Consider the following 22,730-nt stretch of genomic DNA (forward strand, 5'->3'; position numbering starts at 1 on the left):
CGTTAAGCTGGTAAGACCCCTCATAGACGATGAGGTTGATAGGTTCGGTGTGGAAGCGCGGCAACGCGTGGAGCTGACGAATACTAATCGGTCGAGGACTTATCCACACATCTCTTAGCAAACATGCAGATCCAGTTTTCAGGGAATGAAATAAGCCTCTTTACCTCACAATGGGTAAGGAGGCTTTTGTTTTTACACGACCAGACAGGCTTCGTGCTTCACAATTGCTAGTGAATTTTTTGTCGACAAGTTAGGCCGAATGACCGACAAGTTCCCTCTTGCAGAGCGGTCTCGGGGTAGACTAACATGATAAGGTACCCGATCCAGGCGTTGGAGTAGGCGAGGCAAGGTTATGAAGGAGAATAAGCATGAAAAAAATTCTAATCTTTTCCGCTTCCATCGGTAACGGTCATAATCAGGCAGCGAGAGCGATGCAGGAAAGCCTGGCTGAGAATGGTTGCACCTCCATGATAATTGATACGTTGGAATATATCAGTCCTACATTTCACAAGATTTTGTTGGAAAGTTACATGAACCTGCTGAGATTGTCGCCGAAAATGTGGGGGAGAATTTACCATAACACCGAAAAAAGCCGTTTTTTTGATATGAACGTCCTGATGAACAAGCTGTTGGCAAACAAGCTGAAAAAGCTGATTAACAGCGTTCAACCGGATGCCTTTATTGCTACGCATCCTTTTGCCAGTTGCATGCTGTCTGTGCTGAAGGGCAGAAATGACTGGACGGAACCGATCTACACGATCATTACCGACTATACGATCCATCCCTCATGGATTAATCATCACATCAATTATTACTTCATTGGACATGAACAGTTGTACTATCTGGTCGACATTTACCGACAAGATCACCAGAAATTCATTCCGATGGGGATTCCGATCATGCGCAAGTTCCGCATGCCGCTTGATGCCAATGAGATCAAGCAAAGGCTTGGACTCGCGCCAGAGCAAAAATGCATCCTTCTCTCCGGGGGAGGTCTCGGCCTCGGTTCGATGGAAAAAGTTCTCGATGGACTGGAAGCCATCAACCTTCCGCTGAAAACATTTGTCATGACCGGAACCAATGAAAAGCTGTACAAAAAAGTGACAAATAAAACGTACCGTCATGAGGTAGTCCCCCTCAAATTCATTAACAACTTCCATGAGTATTTGGAGGTTGCCGATTTGATCGTCACCAAATCCGGCGGACTGACATCTGCCGAAGTGATGAGCAAGAGGGTGCCCATGATTATTTACAACCCGCTGCCAGGACAGGAAGAGAGAAACAGCCACTTCCTGCTAAACAACGGCTGCGCCGTACACGCCAATTTGTCCGAGCAGCTTATTTACTTTATCGATGAATTGTTGCACAGTCCGTCAAAAGTTGACTACATGCGACGGATGGGGCAAAAAATATCAAAGCCGGATGCCGCCCAGCGCATCGCAGAATTTATTTTGGATGATATGAGTATGCTGCAAGCAACCACTAACGAAAGTTCGTAGAACGGGCTAACAGGAGGAAGCGCATGAGTATGCCGTTTGCCATTTTCTTTGATATGGATGGCACATTGCTGCAGACGGAGAAGTTGTCGACGCCCGCTTTTTTGCGGACATTTGAGCGATTGAGAGAAAAAGGCTTGTGGGCAGGCGAGACGCCAAGCGAGGAAGAGTTGGTCAACGTGCTCGGACTGACTGTCGAGCAGGTCTGGAAAAAGCTTTTGCCAGGCGCAAATGAAGAAGCTGTCCGCGCGGCGGATGCTTTTTTGCTGGAAAACGAAATTGCTTTGCTCAAAGAAAAAGTGACCGATTTGTACCCTGGCGTGAGGGAGACGTTGGAACAGCTCCACGCCAAGGGGATTCCGCTGTTTGTCGCGAGCAACGGACAGAAGGAGTACATTGAAGCCATCTGCCAGGAGTATGCACTCAATCCGTTGCTGACGGATTTGTACTCGGCGGGACGGTTCCGCACGCGCTCCAAAGTGGATCTGGTAGCCAAGCTCATCGCCGACTACCAGGTAGAACAGGCGGTCATGGTAGGCGACCGCCATTCCGATGTAGAGGCAGGAGTAAAAAACGGCCTGTTTACCATCGGATGTGACTTCGGCTTCGCCAAGCCAGGAGAACTGGACGGGGCAAATGTCGTCATTACGCAGTTTCCGCAATTACTGGATCATTTGCCGGCAATCGACACCAAATCGCAAAGACTGACATAAACCATTCCTTTAGAGGAGTGGTTTTTTCTGTATAAAACATAAAACGCTTCGACAATTCATGAGCCGAGACGTGCCGCTTGCCGTCGACAAAACGGTCGCGCCGTTGCTGTTTTGGATGGTTTCAAGCGCCCGCCTTTTGCCCACACTAGAAAGTGTATCGATCACTTGCAAGCGCGTCGCAAACCCATTATAATTAAAGTCAAAGATAGTCAAAGTCAGTAGCAAGCACATACACATATGGAATAGGAGGCGATGACTTGCGTAACATCTCGGACATCATTGAACAACACTTAAAAGGCATTTTGACACAAAGTCCCAATGGCTCGATCGAGATCCAGCGTAGTGAGCTTGCCGACTTATTTCAATGTGTGCCGTCTCAAATCAACTACGTCATCAATACGCGATTTACGGTACAAAAAGGGTACATTGTAGAGAGCAAGCGTGGGGGCGGCGGCTATATCCGCATTCGCAAGGTGCAGATTGTGAGCAAGGCGCGATTGCAGGAATTGCTGACCGAAGAGCTGATTGGCGAAAGCATCTCGCAGAGTGTAGGGAACGCGATTGTAGAGAGGCTGCAGGAAGAAGGCTTGGTCAACGCCAGAGAAGCAGCCTTGATGAAAATCGCCACCTCCCGAAATGTTTTGACTCTGGAGTCTGAATTACGGGATCGTTTGCGGGCAAATATTTTAAAGCAGATGATTGCGGCTATCTTGTTGAAGTAAATGAAGCATGTGTTAGGGGGTAGGATGTAATGAACTGTGAGGAATGCGGAAAACGACCGGCGACACTGCATTTGACGAAAATCGTCAATGGTGAAAAAACCGAATACCATATTTGTGAGCATTGCGCTTCCGAAAAAGGGGACGTCTTTACCGGATTTCACAACTTCAGCATCAACAATCTCCTGTCAGGACTGTTAAAATTTGATCCTATGCAAAAAAACGGACGCGAGCCTGCGCCCAGCAAGCCGCTCCGCTGCGAAACATGCGGACTCACGTATGCCCAGTTCAGCAAAAGCGGCCGATTTGGCTGCAGCGATTGCTACACCTTTCTGGGTGACCGGCTCGATCCGTTGTTCCGCCGCATTCACGGCAATACGCAGCATAGCGGCAAGGTTCCGGAACGCACAGGCGGGCAGTTGAAAATCCGCAAAGAGCTGGAGCAGCTAAAACGTGCGCTGCAAAACCACGTCGCCAGCGAAGAGTTTGAAAAAGCGGCTGAAATGCGCGACCGAATCCGTGCGCTGGAACAAAAAATCGCTCAATCGTAACAAGGGGAGGTAAGCTGGTCATGTCACAAAAGCAGTTTATGCAAAACCCGTGGAGCAATTGGATGAAAGGAGAAGGTCCTGATTCCGATATCGTCATCAGCACACGGTTGCGCATCGCCCGAAACCTGCGCCAGCACCCTTTTCCGTTATTGGCAACCGACTCGCAAGGCGAGGAAGTCGTCAGAAAGGTAACGGAAGTGAGCGAATCGGAGGCCATGTGCAAGCGCCAGCCGCTGCAGGTTCTCCATATGGACCAGATCAATCCGCTGGAAAAACGGGTGCTGGTGGAAAAGCATCTCATCAGTCCGCACTTGGCGGAGGAATCGAGAAAAGGCGCTGTGCTCCTGAGTCCTGACGAGTCTGTCAGCATTATGGTGAACGAAGAGGACCACATTCGGATTCAGGTGCTGTTGCCAGGGTTTCGTTTGAATGAAGCATGGGAAATAGGAACCAAAATAGATGATATTTTCGAGAAGCATCTGAACTTCGCGTTCGATGAGACGAGAGGCTACCTCACGAGCTGTCCGACCAACGTCGGTACGGGGATTCGCGCCTCTGTCATGCTGCATTTGCCTGCATTGGTGATGACGCAGCAGATCAGCAGAATTTTGCAGGCGATTAATCAAGTTGGTCTGGTCGTTAGAGGAATTTACGGGGAAGGCAGCGAAGCTCTAGGAAACCTGTTCCAGTTGTCTAACCAGGTCACGCTCGGAATGTCGGAAACCGATATTCTCTCCAACCTCTACGGCGTTGCCAGACAGATTATTGAGCAGGAACGCGTAGCACGTACTTATTTGCTGGAGCATACGCGCATATCTTTGGAAGACCGCATTTTCCGTTCTTACGGGATTTTGCTGTATGCGCGCACTGTGGAGTCCAAGGAAGCAGCCCAACGCCTCTCTGACGTCCGCCTCGGCATTGACCTTGGCATCATCCCGGGGGTATCGCCTCTGGTGATGAACGAGCTGCTGGTGACGACTCAGCCGGGCTTCCTGCAGCAGCATGCAGGACAAAAGCTGACGCCAGACCAGCGCGACGAGCGAAGGGCACGGTTGATTCGGGAGAGGCTCAGTGCGACAGGACCAGCATGATTGGCAAAACATAAGGCATCAACAGAAGTGAACCTATAGAGAAAAACACGGTTATACGGAGGTGTACGATATGATGTTTGGACGTTTTACAGAACGAGCGCAAAAAGTACTGGCGCTTGCCCTGGAAGAGGCAGTGCGTCTCGGTCACAAAGATATCGGGACGGAGCATGTACTGCTGGGACTGATTCGAGAAGGCGAAGGGATTGCTGCCAAGGCTTTGCAATCGCTCGGACTTGGACTCGATAAAATCCAGAGCGAAGTGGAGTCGTTGATCGGACGCGGAACAGAGCAGTCCGGTAGTAATTACACACCAAACTATACACCTCGCGCCAAAAAAGTAATTGAACTGTCCATGGACGAAGCGCGCAAACTGGGTCATACCTATGTGGGCACAGAGCACATCCTGCTCGGGCTGATCCGCGAAGGCGAAGGCATCGCCGCAAGAATCATGAACAACCTCGGCGTCAGCTTGAACAAGGCGCGTCAGCAAGTGCTGCAGCTTTTGGGCAGCTCGGAAATGATGGCGTCGCATCAGCCTTCCGGCGGCAATCCTGCGGCGAATACGCCTACGCTGGACGGATTGGCTCGCGACCTGACGGCAATCGCACGCGATGGCGGACTGGACCCTGTGATCGGCCGTCAAAAAGAAATCGAGCGTGTAATTCAAGTATTGAGCCGGCGCACCAAAAACAACCCGGTACTGATCGGGGAGCCTGGTGTGGGGAAAACGGCCATCGCAGAAGGTCTCGCGCAAAAAATCGTCAACAACGAAATTCCGGAGACGCTGCGTGACAAGCGCGTCATGACGCTCGACATGGGAACCGTTGTGGCGGGCACCAAATATCGCGGAGAATTCGAAGACCGCCTGAAAAAAATTATGGATGAAATCCGCCAGGCAGGAAACATCATCCTGTTCATTGACGAGCTGCATACACTCATCGGCGCAGGCGGTGCGGAAGGCGCGATTGACGCCTCCAACATCCTCAAGCCGGCTCTCGCTCGCGGCGAGCTGCAATGCGTCGGGGCAACCACGCTCGATGAATACCGCAAATACATCGAAAAAGACGCTGCGCTGGAGCGCCGTTTCCAACCGATTCAGGTGGATGAGCCGACGGCAGAGGACGCGATTCGCATCCTGCATGGCTTGCGTGACCGTTACGAAGCCCACCACCGTGTAAAAATTACCGATGAAGCCATCGAGCAGGCAGTGAAGCTGTCTGACCGTTACATTACCGACCGTTTCCTCCCGGACAAGGCGATTGACCTCGTCGACGAGGCAGCGTCCAAGGTGCGCCTGCAATCGTTCACGGTTCCGCCAAACCTCAAAGAGCTGGAAGGCCGTCTGGAAGAGGTGCGCAAGGAAAAAGACGCGGCCGTGCAATCGCAGGAGTTTGAAGAGGCGGCGGCCCTGCGCGATCAGGAGCAGAAGCTTCGCGAAGAGCTGGACAAAACGAAAAAAGACTGGAAAGAGCGCCAAGGCCAGTTGAACATGGAAGTGACACCAGAGGATATCGCGACTGTCGTCGCTAGCTGGACGGGAATCCCTGTTCTGAAGCTGAAGGAAGAGGAAACAGAGCGCCTCCTGAAAATGGAAGAGATTTTGCACGATCGCGTCATCGGTCAGGACGAAGCGGTCAAATCCATCTCCCGCGCGATTCGCCGTGCCCGTGCCGGTCTGAAAGACCCGAAACGCCCAATCGGCTCGTTTATTTTCCTCGGCCCGACAGGCGTGGGGAAAACCGAACTGGCCCGTGCCGTGGCAGAGACGCTGTTTGGAGACGAGGACGCCATGATCCGCGTCGACATGTCCGAGTACATGGAGAAACACTCCACTGCCCGTCTGGTAGGGGCTCCTCCAGGGTACGTCGGCTTTGACGAAGGCGGCCAGTTGACGGAAAAAGTGCGCCGCAAGCCGTACTCCGTCATCCTGCTGGATGAGATCGAGAAGGCGCATCCGGATGTTTTCAACATTTTGCTCCAGGTGCTCGATGACGGCCGATTGACGGACTCCAAGGGCCGTACCGTAGATTTCCGCAACACCGTCGTCATCATGACCTCCAACGTCGGAGCCAGCATGATTAAGAAAAACACGACACTCGGTTTCACCACCAACGATACCGAGAAAAAATATCAGGATATGAAGGACAAAGTCATGGATGAGCTGAAAAAGAGCTTCCGTCCGGAGTTCCTGAACCGCATCGACGAAGTCATCGTGTTCCACTCCTTGGAGCAGGAGCATATCGAGCAAATCGTATCGCTGATGACCGACGAGCTGCGCAAGCGTTTGAAAGAACAAAGCATTGATTTCCAATTGACGGAAGATGCCAAAAAGCTGCTGGCAAAAGAAGGCTTCGATCCAGCGTACGGGGCGCGCCCGCTGCGTCGTGCCATTCAGCGCCATATCGAAGACAAATTGTCGGAAGAACTGCTCAAGGGCAACATCAGCAAGGGCGACACAGTCAACATCGAGGCCGAAGAAGGAAAACTGGTCGTCAAACGACTGGAAAAAACAAAATCGTAAGCTGGGCGAAAAGCATCATGAAGAATGCCTCCTGTTTTGGGAGGTATTCTTTTTTTGGCTGCACAACTATGATAAAAGTAGAGAAGAAAATCCAAGTGAGGGTAGCGATTATGGCAAAGTATAAAACGAAATACGCGTGTCAAGAATGTGGCTATGAATCGCCAAAATGGATGGGAAAATGCCCGGGCTGCAATAGCTGGAATACATTGGTGGAAGAAGTGACAGTCAAGGCGGCGCACCGCCACGAAGGGCTGAGCGGCGGCACGCGCCAGTCGGCTATCCCTTTGACGCAGGTAGCCAGCGAAGAAGAGCCGCGCATGGATACGACCATTGGCGAGTTGAACCGCGTGCTCGGGGGAGGGCTTGTCCCAGGCTCGCTCATCCTGGTCGGCGGCGATCCGGGTATCGGCAAGTCCACACTGCTGTTGCAGACCTCTTTTGCTCTGGCTCATCAGGGGGCCAAAGTGCTGTACGTATCCGGGGAGGAGTCCGCGAAGCAGATCAAGCTGCGCGCAGACCGGCTGCATATGCAGACGCCCCCGATGTTTGTATTGGCAGAAAATGATTTGGATTTGATCGAACAGCATATTAATCAAGTAGACCCTCATGTGTTGATTATCGACTCGATCCAGACCGTGTTCCATCCCGCTGTTCAGTCCGCAGCCGGCAGTGTCGCGCAGGTGCGCGAGGCGACGGCCCAGTTGATGCGGATTGCCAAGGGCAAAGGAATCGGTACTTTTATTGTCGGCCACGTGACCAAAGAAGGCTCGATCGCAGGTCCCCGCATGCTTGAACATATGGTGGACGCGGTGCTCTATTTTGAAGGCGAGCGCCACAATACGTTCCGGATTTTGCGCGCTGTCAAAAACCGTTTTGGTTCGACAAACGAGATCGGTATTTTCGAGATGAAGGATCGCGGTCTGGAAGAGGTCGCAAACCCTTCCGAGATTTTTCTGGCTGAGCGTCCCTTCGGCGTGGCTGGCTCCACCGTCGTAGCCAGCATGGAAGGCACCCGTCCAGTCCTGGTGGAGCTTCAGGCACTCGTGGCACCGACCAGCTTCGTTACGCCCCGGAGAATGGCTACAGGCGTCGATCACCAGCGTGTGGCGATGATTATGGCTGTTTTGGAAAAGCGCATGGGCATGATGCTGCAAAATCAGGACGCGTATGTCAACGTGGCCGGGGGCGTCCGCCTGGATGAGCCTGCTGTCGATTTGGCGATCGCCGTCAGCATCGCCAGCAGCTTTCGCGACCATGCCACCAATCCGCACGACGTCGTGATCGGGGAGATTGGCCTGACAGGAGAGGTGCGGGGCGTATCGCGCATTGAACAGCGCGTGCGGGAAGCGCACAAGCTCGGCTTCAAACGCGTGATTATACCGGAGAAAAACATTCGCGGCCTGGATGCGCCAGACGACATTCAGGTGATCGGCGTCAGCAATATTGCAGATGCTTTGAACGAGGTGATAAGGAGGTAAGGGCGGAATATGCAGGAGAACACGAAAAGAACTCCGCAGTTCGGCGATGTGCTTCGTTTGGTCGCACCAGGGACGCAGCTTCGCGAAGGGCTTGAAAATGTTTTGCGCGCCAAAACTGGCGGCCTGATCGTCGACGGCGGTTTTTCCATCAATTGCGACTTTTCTCCTGCCCATTTGTATGAATTGGCGAAGATGGATGGGGCGATTATAGTAAGTGAAGATGCCAAACGAATCTTGTACGCCAATACCCAACTGTTTCCGCCTGCTTCCATCCACACCAGCGAGACAGGTACTCGGCACCGGACTGCGCAACGGACAGCGATCCACACGAGCTACCTGGTCATCGCCATATCCCAGCGGGGTAATGTCATCACCTTGTACCAAGGAAATTTCCGCTATGTGCTCAATGAGATCAGCGTTATTCTCGCCAAGGCTAACCAGGCAGTATCCACCCTGGAAAAATACAAGGCGGTGCTCGATCAGGCATGACCAATCTCGGCGCACTGGAATTTGAAGAGCTGGTCACCTTGCACGAAGTCGCCTCTGTCTTGCAGCGAATCGAGATGGTGCTGCGGATCAAAACGGAGATTTCCAAGTACATATGCGAGCTGGGAGCAGAAGGCAGGCTCGTCAGCATGCAACTGGAGGAGCTTGTGTCGAATATTGAGGAAGAAGCGCAAATGCTCATTCGCGACTACGCCAAGGACGTGGCGCATGCTCCAGACGCAGTGCTGCGCGAGATGAAAAAGCTAAGCTCCGAGGAAGTGCTGGAGCTCGGGTCTTCCGCGAGTGCCAGCATGCTGGAAGAATCGGTGTCGCCAAGGGGATACCGGATTTTGTACAAAATTCCCCGACTGCCACTTTCCATCATCGCCAATTTGGTCGAGCATTTTCATTATTTGCCGAGAATTATGATGGCGACGATTCAGGAATTAGACGAGGTGGAAGGAATTGGCGAAGTGCGCGCCCGGGCTATCAAGGAGGGCCTGAAACGGATTCAGGAGCAAGTGTTCATTGACAGGCACATTTAAAGTAGAATAGGATAAAGGCATTATTTGTTATTCAACATTTGCCCAGGGGACTTGAAAGCAACAGCAAGTTTGACAGGATACACTGTCTCCTCTGCAAAAGAAATCAGGAGGTAGTCTATGTTCGTGAAATCGTTGCCGAACATGCTAACCGTAAGCAACTTGTTTCTGGGAGTCTTGGCAATCATACTTGCGTTTCGAGGCGATCATTACGTCGATTACGCGGCGATTACGGTCATCATCGGTATGCTGGCGGACGGACTGGATGGACGCGTCGCTCGCATGCTGAATGCGCAAAGTGAATTCGGAAAGGAACTCGACTCGCTTTCTGACGTCATTACGTTTGGGATAGCTCCGGCTTTCATCATGTATGTTGTTGTCCTGCAGCACTTCGATTGGCTTGGGATTCTCGTTACCGCCATCTTCCCGATCTGTGGTGCGCTCCGTCTGGCCAGATTCAACGTCCAGGCCGGAGTTCCGGGATATTTCATCGGGCTGCCGATCACGGCTGCCGGTGGCGTGCTGGCCACGCTGGCCCTGTATCATCAAGTTTTCAATCCGGTACTGCTTGCGGTGAGCATGCTGCTTCTGGCTTTCCTCATGGTATCGAAGGTCAAGTATCCGAACTTCAAGAAGGTCGGGATTCCAAAATCGGCCTACTGGATTACGCCGATCATCATCGCCATCGTCGTTGTGGTTGCGATCAAGTATCCGCAGCAGTTTCCAAAAATCGTCTTCCTGCCGCTTGCTTTCTATGCCCTGTATGGAATAAAAAAAAACGTTGACTTTCTCGTCAAAAAATTACGCAAGCGCAAGAACAAGGAAGAAGAATCTGTGCCATTTGAATAAGCCAGGCAATGAAAAAACCCGCGCTGCGATGTGCGGGTTTTTCGCTTTTGGATGCAACTTTTTGTAGGGTTCATTCGTAATACGAGTGTGGGGTTAAGAAAGATTGAACACACCCAGCGTATTCAGCCGGTTCGATTCTTTTTGCAAGACGTCCTCCAGCTTGATGTCTGTAATGTTGCACAAGGCGGTCAGGTAAAAAAGATTTTTGCCAAGCTCTGCTGTGACTACGTCGCGACAATGCTCGCATAGTGGGCCGTTAAAGTGAGTGTCCAGATGGGACTTGTTCTCCTCCAGGTTTTTGCTTGCGTCGTAGGTTTGCTTTTTGGCTACCACTTCAACACAGCCGCATTCGGTGATGGCTTTCGTCAGGGAGCGGTTGATGCGAGACGCCGTTTCCTGAACTTTGGACATGACGTCCAGTACGCTTCGATGTCGGATCAAAAGCTCGGATACTTGTGCTTGAAAGTCGTCTACATCTCGTTTGTCCATATCGATTCACCTCTGCTTTAAGCTGTTCGTATCGTCACAATTTTCGCTCATTGTGTTACTGCCATTATAAGAAGGGAGTCTGGCCGCTGTCAATTTGCCTGGGAAGGAAACAGGTGTTTGAGGTTGACGAGAAAATGGCAACTATGTTAAAATTTTTGGCTATTTGACATGGTAAAATCATTTTTGCTATAGTGAGGGAAAGCGATAATGAAGCAATTTCGCTATTTGGAAAGAAACAGGGTTTTACTCATAGGCTTCTGTCTATAATTAATAAAAGGAGGTGAAGGCATGGTACGCCGCATAGGAAAAATCTTTTTTGTCTTGGTTGGCGGTGGCTTGGGGTACCAATACGGTACAGAGCTGTTTTCGCTGCTCAACCCGTTGTTGAATTTTGGAGTAGTTGCTGGAGCGCAATATATTGGGGCGGTACTTGGTGCCATTCTGTTCTTCTTTTTAGCTAATTGGCTGTTGGACTACATTTTGAGAGTAGTTCGCTGGGGAGAAGAGACGCTCGTCAAAATGCCGATTGTTGACGTGATGTTCGGAGCGATGGGGTTGATTAGTGGTCTTATTGTTGCCTTTTTATTATTCCTGCCCATCAGTAAAATTCCGATTCCGCTAATAGGTGATCTGTTGCCACTGGTTGTTTCCGGGTTGCTCGGCTATCTGGGCTTTCAGGTAGGGTTTCGCAAGCGGGACGAGATTATGTCGGTTTTCTCTATTGGACGCAAGGATAAGAAAAAGGAACAGGCTGCTGCGACGACCAATGTCGAGCACAAGATTTTGGATACGAGCGTCATCATTGACGGACGCATTGCAGATATTTGCCGCACGGGCTTTTTGGAGGGCGTGCTGGTCATTCCGGGCTTTGTCCTGGAGGAGCTGCAACACATTGCGGATTCCTCGGATGTGCTGAAGCGCAACCGCGGCCGCCGTGGTCTGGACATCCTCAACAAGATCCAGAAGGAAATGAAGGTCAAGGTGCAGATTTGGGAAGGCGACTTTGAAGAAGTATCCGAAGTGGACAGCAAGCTGATTAAGCTGGCGAAGGTCATGAACGGAAAAGTCGTCACCAACGACTTCAACCTGAACAAAGTATGCGAGCTGCAAGGCGTGGCGGTATTGAACATCAACGACTTGGCTAACGCCGTGAAGCCGGTCGTGCTGCCAGGGGAAGAAATGAACGTGCAAGTCATCAAAGACGGCAAAGAGCACGGTCAGGGCGTTGCTTATCTCGACGACGGCACGATGATCGTCGTGGAAGGCGGACGCGAATACATCGGCAACGACGTGGACGTATTGGTCACCAGCGTGCTGCAAACGTCAGCGGGACGGATGATCTTCGCCAAGCCGAAGCTGCTGGAAAGAGCGCTGTAAGGCGAGAAGTACAAGACGGGAGAGGAAAGAAAACGTGAGTACAGGGGTCGTGATCGTTGCTGCCGGTTCCGGCAAAAGAATGGGCGGTCAACGAAACAAATTGTGGTTGCCGCTTGCAGGAGAGCCGATCTTAGCTCACACCGTTCGCCTTTTCGCTTCGCATCAGGAGATCGACCAGATCGTCCTGGTCGTGAGCGAAGCGGACTACGCCGACGTGCTTGCCTTGGTGGATGCGGAAAAGCTGCAAGTCACCGTCACCTTGGGCGGCGCCGAACGGCAGGACAGCGTCAGAAACGGTCTGGCGTCACTGGCTTCATCCTGTACCTACGTGCTTGTTCACGATGCTGCCCGACCTTTCGTCACGCAGCAGCAGATCAGCGACATACTCCGGCAGGCGCGGCGCGATCAGGCCACGATCATGGCCGTGCCTGTCAAGGATACGATAAAAGTGGTGGGGGCCACAGGGCTTGTGGAGGCTACCCCGGCACGGGAAAGCTTGTGGGCGGTTCAAACCCCACAAGCTTTTCGTATGTCTTTGCTGCGAGAGGCGCATGAGGCGGCAGAAAAAGCGGGCAAGCTCGGTACGGATGACGCGATGCTGGTCGAATGGCTGGGGCATCCTGTGTCCGTCATGCAGGGAAGCTATGAGAATATTAAGATCACGACGCCGGATGACCTGTGGCTCGGTGAAGAGATCATGCGTAAGCGAAGGGGAGAGTAAATCATGCGTATTGGACAAGGATTTGATGTGCATCAACTGGTGGAAGGTCGTCCGTGCATTATCGGCGGCGTCACCATTCCGTATGAAAAAGGCTTGCTGGGCCATTCTGACGCCGATGTGCTGCTGCACGCCATCAGCGACGCGATTCTCGGAGCGATTGGCGAAGGCGACATCGGGCGCCACTTCCCGGATACGGACCCTGCCTTCAAGGGAGCTGACAGCGTCGTGCTGCTCGAGCATGTGTGGAAGCTGGCAAAAGAGCGTGGCTATCGCCTTGGCAACGTAGATGCGACGATTATCGCGCAAGCGCCGAAAATGGCTCCTTACATACCGCAAATGCGCGAAGTCATTGCCCGTGTGCTGGAGGCAGAAGACGCCTCGCAGGTAAACGTGAAGGCGACGACTTCGGAAAAGCTCGGTTTTACGGGCAGAGGAGAAGGAATCGCGGCCCAGGCTGCATGCTTGCTTGTCAAGTAAAGGGGCAAGGTGTAACATAAAGCCTTAGAAACGTATTCATGAAGGATCATAGCCTTTTACATTCACAAGGATGGTGCTAAAAATGGCGAAAGAAATCCGCACGCGTTATGCGCCGAGTCCTACGGGGCATTTGCACATCGGCGGTGCGCGAACAGCGCTTTTTAACTATCTGTTTGCCAAACATCACGGCGGTTCGTTTATCGTTCGGATCGAGGATACGGACCAAACGCGCAATAAGGAAAATGCCGATGAAGAGCAAATGAAGAACTTGAAATGGCTCGGAATCGAATGGGAAGAAGGCACCGATGTGGGCGGCCCCTACGGCCCGTATCGCCAAACCGAGAGATTGGACATTTACCGTAAATATATCGATCAACTGCTCGCAGAAGGCAAGGCGTACTACTGTTACGCGACCAAGGAAGAGCTGGATGCCGAGCGCGAAGAACAACTGGCGCGTGGAGAAACTCCGCGTATTCTGGAGAAGCATCGCCATGTGACAGAAGAGCAGCGCGCGCAATACGAAGCGGAAGGCCGTGTGCCATCCATTCATTTCCTTGTGCCGGATAACCGCGAATACGTAGTCAACGACCTGATCCGCGGACAGGTGACATTCAACTCCAACGAAATGGGCGACTTCGTCATTTGCCGTCCGGACGGTATCCCTACCTACAACTTCGCGGTTGTGATCGACGACTACCTGATGAAAATCAGCCACGTCATTCGCGGCGAGGAACATCTCTCCAACACGCCTCGCCAATTGATGATCTACGAAGCGTTTGGCTGGGAAGCGCCTGACTTCGCCCACTTGGCACTGATTCTCAACCAGGATGGCAAAAAAATGTCCAAGCGCGATGAAAGCATTTTGCAATTCATCGAGCAATACCGCGATCTTGGCTTCCTGCCAGAAGCGATCGTGAACTTCCTCGTTCTTTTGGGCTGGTCTCCAGGTGGCGAAGAGGAAATTTTCCTCATGGACGATTTGGTCAAGCTGTTCTCCATGGAGCGCGTGAGCAAGTCGCCGGCAGTATTTGATGCGACAAAAATGAACTGGATGAACAACTACTACCTGAAGCGTCAGCCGCTCGATCTGATTACCGACATGTGCATTCCGCACCTGCAAAAAGCGGGTTTTATCGAGGAAACGCTGTCTGACGAGAAGCGGGAGTGGGTGCGCAGCATTGTCGCGCTGTACCAGGAGCAAATGTCCTACTGTGCCCAAATCGTTCCATTGGCCGCTCTTTTCTTCCTGGACGAAGTGGTGTACGATGAAGAGGCGACAATGGTACTGAAAGAGCCGCAGTTTCCGGAAGTTCTCGCTTCTTTTGTGAAACACCTGTCGGCCCAGGATGCATATAATGTGGATGTCATCAAAGCGGTGCTGAAGGACGTGCAAAAGGAAACGGGTCAAAAAGGCAAAGCGCTGTTCATGCCAGTACGTGTCGGCACAACGGGTCAAGCGCACGGGCGCGACTTGGCAGAGACGCTGTACCTGCTCGGACGCGACAAAGTGTTGGCGCGTGCCCAGCGTGTGATTGCAAACGGAAAATAGCCTGTAAAGGGCCAGTGATATACAAACGAATGCGACGATCAGGAGAAGTACGGCAGGATACACGTTTACAGAGAGGATGGAAAGGTGAGAGCCATCCAGCGTGCCCTGTTCGGAAATGCGCCTGTGAGCAATGAGCTGAACGTGTCTGACTGTTTGGACGACATCAGTAGGTGCCATCGGTTCCCGCCGTTATCGGGATGTAGAGCGAGATCGTGCGACTGGCTTTCTTTTGGCCGGATGAACAGCGATCTAAGCAGAGTGGAACCGCGGTAAACCCCGTCTCTGTCCCTTCGTCCTTGAAGGGGTGGAGGCGTTTTTCTTTTGCAGCAAAAAAATCTGGCAGGAATTTCAGGCAGGAGGTGCCACCCAACTATGTTCGCACAGATGAAAGATGACATTCAGGCTGTATTTGAAAGAGACCCGGCAGCACGCAGTGCATTGGAAGTTGTCATGACCTATTCAGGTCTGCACGCCATATGGGGGCACCGGATTGCCCACAAGCTCTGGAAAGCGGAGTGGTACACGCTTGCGCGGATTGTGTCGCAGGTTACCCGCTTTTTCACCGGGATCGAAATTCATCCGGGCGCGCGAATTGGCAGAGGCTTGTTTATCGACCACGGTATGGGCGTGGTCATCGGGGAGACATGTGAAATCGGCGACAATGTCACCATCTATCAGGGCGTCACGCTCGGGGGAACCGGGAAGGAAAAAGGCAAGCGCCATCCCACAATCGGCAACGATGTCATTATCGCGACGGGGGCAAAAGTGTTGGGTTCTTTCAAAATTGGCGATAATTCAAAGATAGGGGCTGGCGCAGTCGTTTTGCAGGAAGTGCCGCCCAACTCGACCGTAGTAGGGATCAAGGCACGCATCGTCATTCAGGATGGCAAACGCGTCAAACACGATCTGGACCACGTCAACATGCCTGACCCGGTTGCAGACACGATTCGTCTGATGCAAAAGGAAATCGATCAATTGCGCAAAGAATTGGAGCTTTTGAGGGAGGATAAAAAGAACCATGGGCATTCAACTGACTAATACGATGACACGACGAAAGGAACCGTTCGTCACATTGGAGCCGGGCAAGGTGAAGATGTACGTATGTGGACCGACCGTGTACAACTACATTCACATTGGAAACGCCCGTCCCGCTATTGTTTTCGACACGCTTCGACGTTATTTGAAATACCGCGGCTACGAAGTGACGTTCGTGCAAAACATTACCGATGTGGACGACAAACTGATTCGGGTAGCCAACCAGGAAGGAACGACGGTCAAGGAAGTAGCAGATCGCTACACCGATGCATACAACGAGGACCTGCGTGCGCTGAACGTGTTGCCGCCTGACATTCAGCCGCGCGTCATGCAGACGATTCCGGAGATCATTTCGTTCGTGGAAGGGCTGATCGAAAAAGGCTACGCGTACGAGAGCGAAGGCGACGTCTATTTCCGCACGGGGCGTTTTCAGGAATACGGCAAGCTCTCGCACCAGCCGCTGGACGATTTGCAGGCAGGCGCTCGCGTAGAGATCAACGAGAAAAAAGAGCATCCGCTCGACTTCGCGCTCTGGAAGTCTGCGAAGGAAGGCGAAGTAACCTGGAGCAGCCCGTGGGGCGAAGGCAGACCAGGCTGGCATATCGAATGTTCGGCGATGGCCCTGAAGTTTTTGGGCGAACAGATCGACATTCATGCGGGCGGAACCGACCTTGTGTTCCCGCACCACGAAAACGAAATCGCGCAGTCCGAGTGCTTTACCGGAAAAGTGTTTGCCCGCTACTGGCTGCACAACGGGATGCTCAATATCGACAACGAGAAAATGTCGAAATCCCTCGGAAACTTTTTGCTCGCTCGCGATCTGTCCAAAAAATTCGGCGGCCAGTTGATCCGTTTCTTCATGCTGCAAGGCCACTATCGCAACCCGATCAATTTCAGCGAGGAGCTGCTGGAGCAGGCAGCGAACGGCCTGGAGCGCATCAAAACGGCTTACACGAACCTCTCCCACCGCCTGGATACGGCAAGAGACGAGGAGCCGAACGGCCAGGCCGAGGAACAGCAGCGCATCATCAATGAGCTGAGAGAACGGTTCATCACTGAAATGGACGACGATCTTAATACAGCCAATGCCATCACGGTCATTTTCGACGTGGTGAAGGAAGCGAACCTGTATTTGCGCCACCAAAATGTAGGGGCCGGAGAGGTTTGCGCCTATATGGAGCTGCTCGTGGAATTGACAGAAGTTCTCGGACTTGAGATTGCCGAGGAGCAGGAGCTGGTGGACAGTGAGATCGACGCGCTGATCGCAGAGCGCACAGAGGCGCGCAAAGCGAAAAACTTTGCCCGCTCTGACGAAATTCGCGACCTGCTCGCGGCAAAAGGAATCGTGCTGGAGGACACGCCACAAGGTGTTCGCTGGCGCCGAAAATAAGGGGCCGAAGAAGCTAGATGCAAAAAGAAGAACTGACCCGAGATCCAAACCTGACAAATCCACTCGTGCTCGCCTTTCTGGGCGATGCTACCTATGCGCATTGCGTGCGGTATCATCTGATCGCCAAGGGGCTGGTTAAACCTAACCAGCTCCACAAGGCGGCCAATCGTTACGTTTCAGCCAAAGCACAGGCCAATGTGCTGCTCGCGCTGATGCCGACATTGCCGGAGGAAGAGCTGAATGTGGTAAAACGGGGGCGGAATGCCAAGTCCGGCTCCACCGCCAAAAATGCCGATATTATCGACTACAGGCATGCTACGGCTTTTGAAGCGCTGATTGGCTACTTGTATTTGTGTGGAAAAGAAGAGCGGATCGCAGAAATTGTGCAACAGGCGTTTGCGATTGTGGAAGGAGAGTAAGACATGAGTGAAGAGTGGATTTTGGGGAAAAACCCCGTGATCGAGGCGCTGCGTTCCGGGCGCACGATCAACAAGATTTGGATTGCGGAAGGGACCAACAAAAATTTGATGGCACCTGTCTTTGCTTTGGCAAAAGAGCAGGGGGTCATCGTGACTACCGCCAACCGCAAAAAGCTGGACCAGCTTGTGTCGACGGACAACCACCAGGGAGTCGTGGCTTCTGTCGCGGCTTACGACTACGTAGAAGTGGACGACATTTTGCAGCGGGCCGAGGAAAAAGGCGAGCAGCCGTTCCTTTTGCTGCTGGACGAGCTGGAAGACCCGCATAACCTGGGTTCGATCATGCGTACCGCAGATGCGGTGGGAGCGCATGGCATCGTCATTCCGAAGCGGCGCTCTGTCAGCCTGACAGCGACGGTGGCAAAGGCGTCAGCCGGAGCGATCAACTACGTGCCCGTAGCGCGCGTCACCAATCTCGTGCGCACGATGGAGGAGCTGAAGGAGCGCGGAGTCTGGATCGCGGGAACGGACGCCAGCGCCAAGCAGGACTTCCGCCAGGGCGACTACACGATGCCGCTCGCCGTTGTCATCGGCAGTGAAGGAAAAGGGATGAGTCGCCTCGTGCGGGAAAACTGTGATTTTCTCTACAGTCTGCCCATGGCGGGCAACGTCACCTCCCTGAATGCTTCGGTGGCTGCTGCTTTGCTGATGTATGAAGTATATCGCTCCAGGAGTCCTCTTCCGACGCGGGTGAAGTGAGATGGCGAAAAGAAAAGCCAAACAGCTTTTGATCGTGGACGGCTACAATATCATCGGGGCCTGGCCTGAGCTGCGCCTTTTGAAAGATCAGGAGCGGATGGACGAGGCGCGCGACCAGTTGATCTCCAAAATGGCAGAGTACCAGAGCTATACCGGGATCAAAGTCATCATCGTGTTCGACGCATACAACGTTCCCGGCATCGGCCGGCAAATGGAAGATTACCTGGTTGAAATCTACTTCACGAAGAAAAAGGAGACGGCTGACGAAAAAATTGAGCAGCTTGTCTCCGAATTTCACCAAAAAAATCGACAAATTTATGTAGCGACCTCGGACTATACGTCCCAGCGGGTTATTTTTGGACAGGGAGCCTTGCGCAAATCCGCGAGGGAGTTGCTGCTCGATATGGAAAACGCCGGGAAAGAAATCAAGCAGCAGGTCGAAAAAACGCACGAAGAACGGTTCTCCAAACGGATTGCGCTGAACGACGAAATAGCGAAAATATTCGAAAAATGGAGAAGGGAATAACTTGGATTCGGTTGACGCTTTTTTACGGCATCATGTATAATAGCGCTAGCTATGGAGAAACCGGTTGGCGGAGGGATCATTTGTGAGTGTTGACCTCAAGGAGTTAAAACATGCCCAATATGAACTAATGACCGACGAAGAAGTAGTCGACCTGGTTCGCGATAATGATGCCGAAGCTCTGGAATACTTGATTAACAAGTACAAGAACTTTGTGCGTGCCAAAGCGAGATCCTATTTTCTTATTGGGGCTGACCGCGAAGATATCGTACAGGAAGGCATGATCGGTCTGTACAAGTCCATTCGCGACTTCCGAGGGGACAAGCTCACGTCGTTCAAGGCGTTTGCCGAGCTTTGTATTACTCGTCAAATCATCACGGCGATCAAGACAGCGACTAGGCAGAAGCACATTCCGCTCAACTCGTACGTCTCGCTGGACAAGCCGATTTACGACGAGGATTCTGATCGGACACTGCTCGATGTGATTTCCGGGACCAAAGTGACTGATCCGGAAGAGCTGTTCATCAATCGCGAAGAGTTTGATGACATCGAAGGGAAAATGAGCGAAATATTGAGTGACCTGGAGCGGCAAGTGCTGATGCTGTACCTGGATGGACGGTCCTATCAACAAATTGCCGTCGAGCTCAAACGTCACGTCAAGTCTATTGATAATGCACTGCAGCGCGTCAAACGCAAACTGGAGCGCTATCTGGAAGGAAGAGAGATTCATCTGTAAAACAGGGGAATCTCTTTTTATTTTCGGACCGCCAAGCGCGCAAAAGCTTTGTACATAACGAACCGCGGAGGAATATGGAAGCAAAAGGCCTTCTTTTTGTCAAGTCGTTTTGTTTGACATGGGTATTTTGGTGTGATAAATTTATTTAGGTAGCCATAGACTCTTATCTCTCTGTTCTATGGTTACTTTGGTGAATGAAATGGTCAGGAAAAAGTAGCGGTTTTCCCGTACTATTTATCATTTGGTACTTTTAACGAATAGCAGGTTTGAAATGAGATGGAGGTGGCAATAAATGCGAGTAAACATCACGTTGGCGTGCACCGAGTGTGGCGAGCGTAACTATATCTCCACAAAAAACAAGCGCACCACTACTGAACGTGTTGAGCTGAAAAAGTATTGCTCCCGTGACAAGAAGCAAACCCTTCATCGCGAGACGAAGTAATGGTTGATGCGACGAAGTCAGGGGGTGGCAAAGTGGGTTTTTTAGCACGAATCGGAGCCAGTTTTCGCCGCACCGGTGATTTCTTTGGCGACGTAATGTCCGAACTAAAGAAAGTCCGTTGGCCGAATCGTAAAGAATTGACGACCTATACGATCGTCGTTCTCGTTACGGTTGTGCTTCTGGCAATATTCTTCTTCGTCGTTGATTTGGGAATCTCGCGCTTGATCGATTTGATTCTAGGAACGTAATTTTGCAAGTCTTAGGAGGGACGGACGGTTAACGTCCTGGTGGATATGGAAAAAGCATGGTATGTCGTTCATACGTACTCAGGTTACGAAAACAAGGTAAAGACGAACCTAGAGAAGCGCGTCGAGTCGATGGGCATGGAAGACAAGATCTTTCGCGTTCTCGTTCCCACTGAAGAAGAAGTGGAGACTAAGGATGGCAAAAAGCGCACCGTCACGAAAAAAGTGTTTCCTGGATACGTCCTTGTTGAAATGGTGATGACGGACGACTCTTGGTATGTCGTGCGCAACACTCCTGGGGTTACCGGCTTTGTCGGATCCACGGGCGCTGGCTCCAAGCCGACAGCGCTGCGTCCTGAAGAGGCCGATACGATTCTCAAGCAAATGGGGATCGAAATTCCCAAGATCAGAGTCGATTTTGCTCTCCGCGATATGGTGCGCGTCACAGATGGTCCGTTTTCTAATCGCACCGGGGAGATTATCGAGATTCACCCCGACAGACAGAAGGTTCGCGTATTGGTGGACATCTTCGGTCGCGAAACACCGGTAGAGCTAGACTTTACACAAGTTCAAAAATTGGATTAGGATTCAACTTGAAAAGTATCGCGCTATGTGGTACATTTCATTTTGTTTTAACAATCCCACAACAATATCTGGGGTTTCTTGCACTCTCACTATAGATCGAAAGTCTTTTGCGAGACTTTCATAAAACGGTGGGAGGGGGCATTCCCCCGTAATAACCACATGTGAAGTAAGGAGGTGTCTTACGTGGCTAAGAAGGTTATCCGCGTAATTAAATTACAAATCCCAGCAGGTAAAGCGAATCCTGCACCTCCAGTAGGTCCGGCTCTCGGTCAAGCTGGTGTAAACATCATGGGGTTCTGTAAAGAATTCAATGCTCGTACAGAGAGCGAAGTTGGTATGATTATCCCGGTGGAAATCACCGTGTTCGAAGACCGCTCTTTCACCTTTATCACAAAAACTCCTCCGGCTGCTGTTCTGTTGAAGAAAGCTGCTGGTATCGAGTCCGGTTCCGGCGTACCAAACAAAACAAAGGTTGCTACGCTGAAACGTGATAAAGTTCGCGAAATCGCTGAACTGAAGCGTCCTGACCTGAATGCTGCATCCGTGGAAGCGGCTATGCGCATGGTGGAAGGTACTGCTCGTTCCATGGGTATCGTAATCGAAGACTAATTGTCTTGAGTGCAAGGGGGCACAGACATTGTGCCCCCCTGTCTGTGGGAGGATTAACCGCTACGACCACATTGAAGGGAGATTTTTATTCATGGCTAAAAAAGGTAAGAAGTATCAAGGGGCTGTAAAGCTCGTTGATAAAAACAAAGTGTACGAAGTAGTCGAAGGCATTGAGCTGGTTAAAAAAGCAGCTACTGCTAAATTCGACGAAACCGTTGAAGCAGCATTCCGTTTGGGTGTAGACCCGAAACGTGCTGACCAACAAATCCGTGGTGCTGTAGTATTGCCACACGGTACTGGTAAAGTACAACGCGTTCTTGTATTTGCAAAAGGCGAAAAAGCAAAAGAAGCAGAAGCTGCTGGCGCTGACTTCGTAGGCGATGCAGACATGATCGCGAAAATCCAAGGTGGCTGGTTCGACTTTGACGTCGTAGTAGCTACTCCTGACATGATGGGTGAAGTAGGGAAATTGGGTCGTGTACTCGGTCCAAAAGGCCTGATGCCAAACCCTAAAACCGGTACAGTTACTTTCGACGTAACCAAAGCGGTTAACGAAATCAAAGCCGGTAAAATCGAGTACCGCGTAGACAAGGCAGGTAACATCCACGCTCCGATCGGAAAAGTGTCTTTCGACGCTGACAAGCTGGCTGAAAACTTGGCTGCTCTGACAGAAGCGCTGAACCGTGCGAAACCGGCTGCAGCAAAAGGTGTTTACATGAAAAATGTAACCCTGAGCTCTACAATGGGTCCTGGTGTACGCGTAGCTGTAAAATAATGACGCTTGACTTCCTTTTGGGGAGTTGTTAAGATAGTTCCTGTTGACGAAAAGAATATGCCGTAGACAGAAGGTGCGGTGCTTGCAAGAGTAACGCTTAATATCCCTCCGAGGCGTGTAATGTACGAATGAGGAAATGTGGATTTCCTTTGA

General features: G+C 51.7%; 24 protein-coding genes, 1 rRNA gene, 1 pseudogene and 2 other annotated features (1 of these 28 running past the window's edge). Of the genes and pseudogenes, 25 read left to right on the forward strand and 1 reads right to left on the reverse strand.

What is annotated here, in order from left to right; translation table 11 throughout:
* The 10 genes and pseudogenes from AC27IT_RS23025 to pssA form a co-directional block, all read left to right on the forward strand.
* Positions 1-107 (forward strand): 23S ribosomal RNA (locus AC27IT_RS23025); the annotation flags it as partial.
* 261 nt (positions 108-368) lie between these two features.
* Positions 369-1,499 (forward strand): MGDG synthase family glycosyltransferase, encoded by a 1,131-nt coding sequence (locus AC27IT_RS23030; protein ID WP_005828915.1) that lies wholly within the window; start codon positions 369-371, stop codon positions 1,497-1,499.
* A 23-nt stretch (positions 1,500-1,522) separates the two neighbouring features.
* Positions 1,523-2,209, forward strand: coding sequence for an HAD family hydrolase (locus AC27IT_RS23035; RefSeq protein ID WP_026556990.1), 687 nt, complete (start codon positions 1,523-1,525; stop codon positions 2,207-2,209).
* Between the two features lie 257 nt (positions 2,210-2,466).
* The gene (locus AC27IT_RS23040) at positions 2,467-2,931 is read left to right on the forward strand and encodes a CtsR family transcriptional regulator (protein WP_025845270.1); all 465 of its coding nucleotides are present in this window, start codon (positions 2,467-2,469) and stop codon (positions 2,929-2,931) included.
* Between the two features lie 29 nt (positions 2,932-2,960).
* Entirely contained in the window at positions 2,961-3,479 is a 519-nt protein-coding gene (mcsA, locus tag AC27IT_RS23045; protein WP_005828912.1) for a protein-arginine kinase activator protein McsA, read from the forward strand.
* Between the two features lie 20 nt (positions 3,480-3,499).
* Positions 3,500-4,570 carry a protein-arginine kinase McsB gene (gene mcsB, locus AC27IT_RS23050; protein WP_283858526.1) on the forward strand — a complete coding sequence of 357 codons (1,071 nt, stop codon included), beginning with the start codon at positions 3,500-3,502 and terminating at the stop codon, positions 4,568-4,570.
* Positions 4,571-4,640: 70 nt separating this feature from the next.
* Positions 4,641-7,091, forward strand: a complete 2,451-nt coding sequence (locus tag AC27IT_RS23055; protein ID WP_005828910.1) for an ATP-dependent Clp protease ATP-binding subunit — start codon at positions 4,641-4,643, stop codon at positions 7,089-7,091.
* A gap of 110 nt (positions 7,092-7,201) precedes the next feature.
* Positions 7,202-8,569: a DNA repair protein RadA gene (gene radA, locus AC27IT_RS23060; protein WP_025845267.1), complete on the forward strand. Its 1,368-nt coding sequence runs from the start codon at positions 7,202-7,204 to the stop codon at positions 8,567-8,569.
* Between the two features lie 9 nt (positions 8,570-8,578).
* Positions 8,579-9,600: pseudogene (gene disA, locus AC27IT_RS23065) on the forward strand (DNA integrity scanning diadenylate cyclase DisA).
* A gap of 117 nt (positions 9,601-9,717) precedes the next feature.
* Positions 9,718-10,446, forward strand: a complete 729-nt coding sequence (gene pssA, locus AC27IT_RS23070) for a CDP-diacylglycerol--serine O-phosphatidyltransferase (RefSeq protein WP_005828908.1) — start codon at positions 9,718-9,720, stop codon at positions 10,444-10,446.
* 93 nt (positions 10,447-10,539) lie between these two features.
* Here pssA and AC27IT_RS23075 read toward each other — a convergent pair whose 3' ends face one another.
* Positions 10,540-10,935 carry a nucleoside triphosphate pyrophosphohydrolase family protein gene (locus AC27IT_RS23075; RefSeq protein WP_005828907.1) on the reverse strand — a complete coding sequence of 132 codons (396 nt, stop codon included), beginning with the start codon at positions 10,933-10,935 and terminating at the stop codon, positions 10,540-10,542.
* Positions 10,936-11,223: 288 nt separating this feature from the next.
* Here AC27IT_RS23075 and AC27IT_RS23080 point away from each other — a divergent pair, with 288 nt between their 5' ends.
* The 15 genes from AC27IT_RS23080 to rplA all read left to right on the forward strand — a co-directional run bounded on the left by AC27IT_RS23080 (position 11,224) and on the right by rplA (position 22,577).
* Positions 11,224-12,312: a PIN/TRAM domain-containing protein gene (locus AC27IT_RS23080; RefSeq protein ID WP_005828906.1), complete on the forward strand. Its 1,089-nt coding sequence runs from the start codon at positions 11,224-11,226 to the stop codon at positions 12,310-12,312.
* 34 nt (positions 12,313-12,346) lie between these two features.
* Entirely contained in the window at positions 12,347-13,033 is a 687-nt protein-coding gene (gene ispD / locus AC27IT_RS23085; protein WP_283858529.1) for a 2-C-methyl-D-erythritol 4-phosphate cytidylyltransferase, read from the forward strand.
* A gap of 3 nt (positions 13,034-13,036) precedes the next feature.
* The gene (ispF, locus tag AC27IT_RS23090; protein ID WP_005828904.1) at positions 13,037-13,510 is read left to right on the forward strand and encodes a 2-C-methyl-D-erythritol 2,4-cyclodiphosphate synthase; all 474 of its coding nucleotides are present in this window, start codon (positions 13,037-13,039) and stop codon (positions 13,508-13,510) included.
* Between the two features lie 82 nt (positions 13,511-13,592).
* Positions 13,593-15,059, forward strand: a complete 1,467-nt coding sequence (gene gltX, locus AC27IT_RS23095) for a glutamate--tRNA ligase (protein WP_005828903.1) — start codon at positions 13,593-13,595, stop codon at positions 15,057-15,059.
* A 25-nt stretch (positions 15,060-15,084) separates the two neighbouring features.
* Positions 15,085-15,346 (forward strand) — a binding site (T-box leader).
* 85 nt (positions 15,347-15,431) lie between these two features.
* Positions 15,432-16,097, forward strand: a complete 666-nt coding sequence (gene cysE / locus AC27IT_RS23100; protein WP_005828902.1) for a serine O-acetyltransferase — start codon at positions 15,432-15,434, stop codon at positions 16,095-16,097.
* Entirely contained in the window at positions 16,078-17,484 is a 1,407-nt protein-coding gene (cysS, locus tag AC27IT_RS23105; protein ID WP_025845263.1) for a cysteine--tRNA ligase, read from the forward strand. Before cysE ends, cysS begins: the two co-directional genes overlap by 20 nt.
* 17 nt (positions 17,485-17,501) lie before the next feature.
* Positions 17,502-17,903 (forward strand): Mini-ribonuclease 3, encoded by a 402-nt coding sequence (locus tag AC27IT_RS23110; protein WP_005828899.1) that lies wholly within the window; start codon positions 17,502-17,504, stop codon positions 17,901-17,903.
* Between the two features lie 3 nt (positions 17,904-17,906).
* Positions 17,907-18,662 carry a 23S rRNA (guanosine(2251)-2'-O)-methyltransferase RlmB gene (gene rlmB / locus AC27IT_RS23115; protein ID WP_005828897.1) on the forward strand — a complete coding sequence of 252 codons (756 nt, stop codon included), beginning with the start codon at positions 17,907-17,909 and terminating at the stop codon, positions 18,660-18,662.
* A gap of 1 nt (position 18,663) precedes the next feature.
* Positions 18,664-19,188: an NYN domain-containing protein gene (locus tag AC27IT_RS23120; protein ID WP_005828895.1), complete on the forward strand. Its 525-nt coding sequence runs from the start codon at positions 18,664-18,666 to the stop codon at positions 19,186-19,188.
* Between the two features lie 82 nt (positions 19,189-19,270).
* Positions 19,271-19,921 carry an RNA polymerase sporulation sigma factor SigH gene (gene sigH, locus AC27IT_RS23125; RefSeq protein WP_005828894.1) on the forward strand — a complete coding sequence of 217 codons (651 nt, stop codon included), beginning with the start codon at positions 19,271-19,273 and terminating at the stop codon, positions 19,919-19,921.
* 292 nt (positions 19,922-20,213) lie between these two features.
* Positions 20,214-20,363, forward strand: a complete 150-nt coding sequence (rpmG, locus tag AC27IT_RS23130; protein ID WP_003392018.1) for a 50S ribosomal protein L33 — start codon at positions 20,214-20,216, stop codon at positions 20,361-20,363.
* Entirely contained in the window at positions 20,363-20,611 is a 249-nt protein-coding gene (gene secE / locus AC27IT_RS23135) for a preprotein translocase subunit SecE (protein WP_005828890.1), read from the forward strand. The genes rpmG and secE overlap by 1 nt, the downstream gene beginning before the upstream one ends.
* A 45-nt stretch (positions 20,612-20,656) precedes the next feature.
* Positions 20,657-21,193, forward strand: a complete 537-nt coding sequence (gene nusG, locus AC27IT_RS23140) for a transcription termination/antitermination protein NusG (RefSeq protein WP_005828888.1) — start codon at positions 20,657-20,659, stop codon at positions 21,191-21,193.
* 183 nt (positions 21,194-21,376) lie between these two features.
* Positions 21,377-21,802 (forward strand): 50S ribosomal protein L11, encoded by a 426-nt coding sequence (gene rplK, locus AC27IT_RS23145; RefSeq protein WP_005828886.1) that lies wholly within the window; start codon positions 21,377-21,379, stop codon positions 21,800-21,802.
* Positions 21,803-21,893: 91 nt separating this feature from the next.
* A complete protein-coding gene (gene rplA / locus AC27IT_RS23150) occupies positions 21,894-22,577 on the forward strand; it encodes a 50S ribosomal protein L1 (protein WP_487092120.1) in 684 nt (227 codons plus the stop codon).
* Between the two features lie 42 nt (positions 22,578-22,619).
* Positions 22,620-22,730, forward strand: a sequence feature (ribosomal protein L10 leader region) (it continues 54 nt past the right edge of the window).

The organism is Brevibacillus sp. YAE8 (assembly GCF_057543335.1).

Bases quoted from the DNA above. Each gene is read 5' to 3' on its own strand.
- AC27IT_RS23030 (WP_005828915.1), top strand. From the start codon at position 369: ATGAAAAAAATTCTAATCTTTTCCGCTTCCATCGGTAACGGTCATAAT.
- mcsB (WP_283858526.1), top strand. From the start codon at position 3,500: ATGTCACAAAAGCAGTTTATGCAAAACCCGTGGAGCAATTGGATGAAA.
- gltX (WP_005828903.1), top strand. From the start codon at position 13,593: ATGGCGAAAGAAATCCGCACGCGTTATGCGCCGAGTCCTACGGGGCAT.
- AC27IT_RS23035 (WP_026556990.1), top strand. From the start codon at position 1,523: ATGAGTATGCCGTTTGCCATTTTCTTTGATATGGATGGCACATTGCTG.
- rplA (WP_487092120.1), top strand. From the start codon at position 21,894: ATGGCTAAAAAAGGTAAGAAGTATCAAGGGGCTGTAAAGCTCGTTGAT.
- AC27IT_RS23110 (WP_005828899.1), top strand. From the start codon at position 17,502: ATGCAAAAAGAAGAACTGACCCGAGATCCAAACCTGACAAATCCACTC.
- rpmG (WP_003392018.1), top strand. From the start codon at position 20,214: ATGCGAGTAAACATCACGTTGGCGTGCACCGAGTGTGGCGAGCGTAAC.
- secE (WP_005828890.1), top strand. From the start codon at position 20,363: ATGGTTGATGCGACGAAGTCAGGGGGTGGCAAAGTGGGTTTTTTAGCA.
- nusG (WP_005828888.1), top strand. From the start codon at position 20,657: ATGGAAAAAGCATGGTATGTCGTTCATACGTACTCAGGTTACGAAAAC.
- AC27IT_RS23075 (WP_005828907.1), bottom strand. From the start codon at position 10,935: ATGGACAAACGAGATGTAGACGACTTTCAAGCACAAGTATCCGAGCTT.
- ispF (WP_005828904.1), top strand. From the start codon at position 13,037: ATGCGTATTGGACAAGGATTTGATGTGCATCAACTGGTGGAAGGTCGT.
- pssA (WP_005828908.1), top strand. From the start codon at position 9,718: ATGTTCGTGAAATCGTTGCCGAACATGCTAACCGTAAGCAACTTGTTT.
- mcsA (WP_005828912.1), top strand. From the start codon at position 2,961: ATGAACTGTGAGGAATGCGGAAAACGACCGGCGACACTGCATTTGACG.
- AC27IT_RS23080 (WP_005828906.1), top strand. From the start codon at position 11,224: ATGGTACGCCGCATAGGAAAAATCTTTTTTGTCTTGGTTGGCGGTGGC.
- cysE (WP_005828902.1), top strand. From the start codon at position 15,432: ATGTTCGCACAGATGAAAGATGACATTCAGGCTGTATTTGAAAGAGAC.
- cysS (WP_025845263.1), top strand. From the start codon at position 16,078: ATGGGCATTCAACTGACTAATACGATGACACGACGAAAGGAACCGTTC.
- rlmB (WP_005828897.1), top strand. From the start codon at position 17,907: ATGAGTGAAGAGTGGATTTTGGGGAAAAACCCCGTGATCGAGGCGCTG.
- AC27IT_RS23055 (WP_005828910.1), top strand. From the start codon at position 4,641: ATGATGTTTGGACGTTTTACAGAACGAGCGCAAAAAGTACTGGCGCTT.
- AC27IT_RS23120 (WP_005828895.1), top strand. From the start codon at position 18,664: ATGGCGAAAAGAAAAGCCAAACAGCTTTTGATCGTGGACGGCTACAAT.
- radA (WP_025845267.1), top strand. From the start codon at position 7,202: ATGGCAAAGTATAAAACGAAATACGCGTGTCAAGAATGTGGCTATGAA.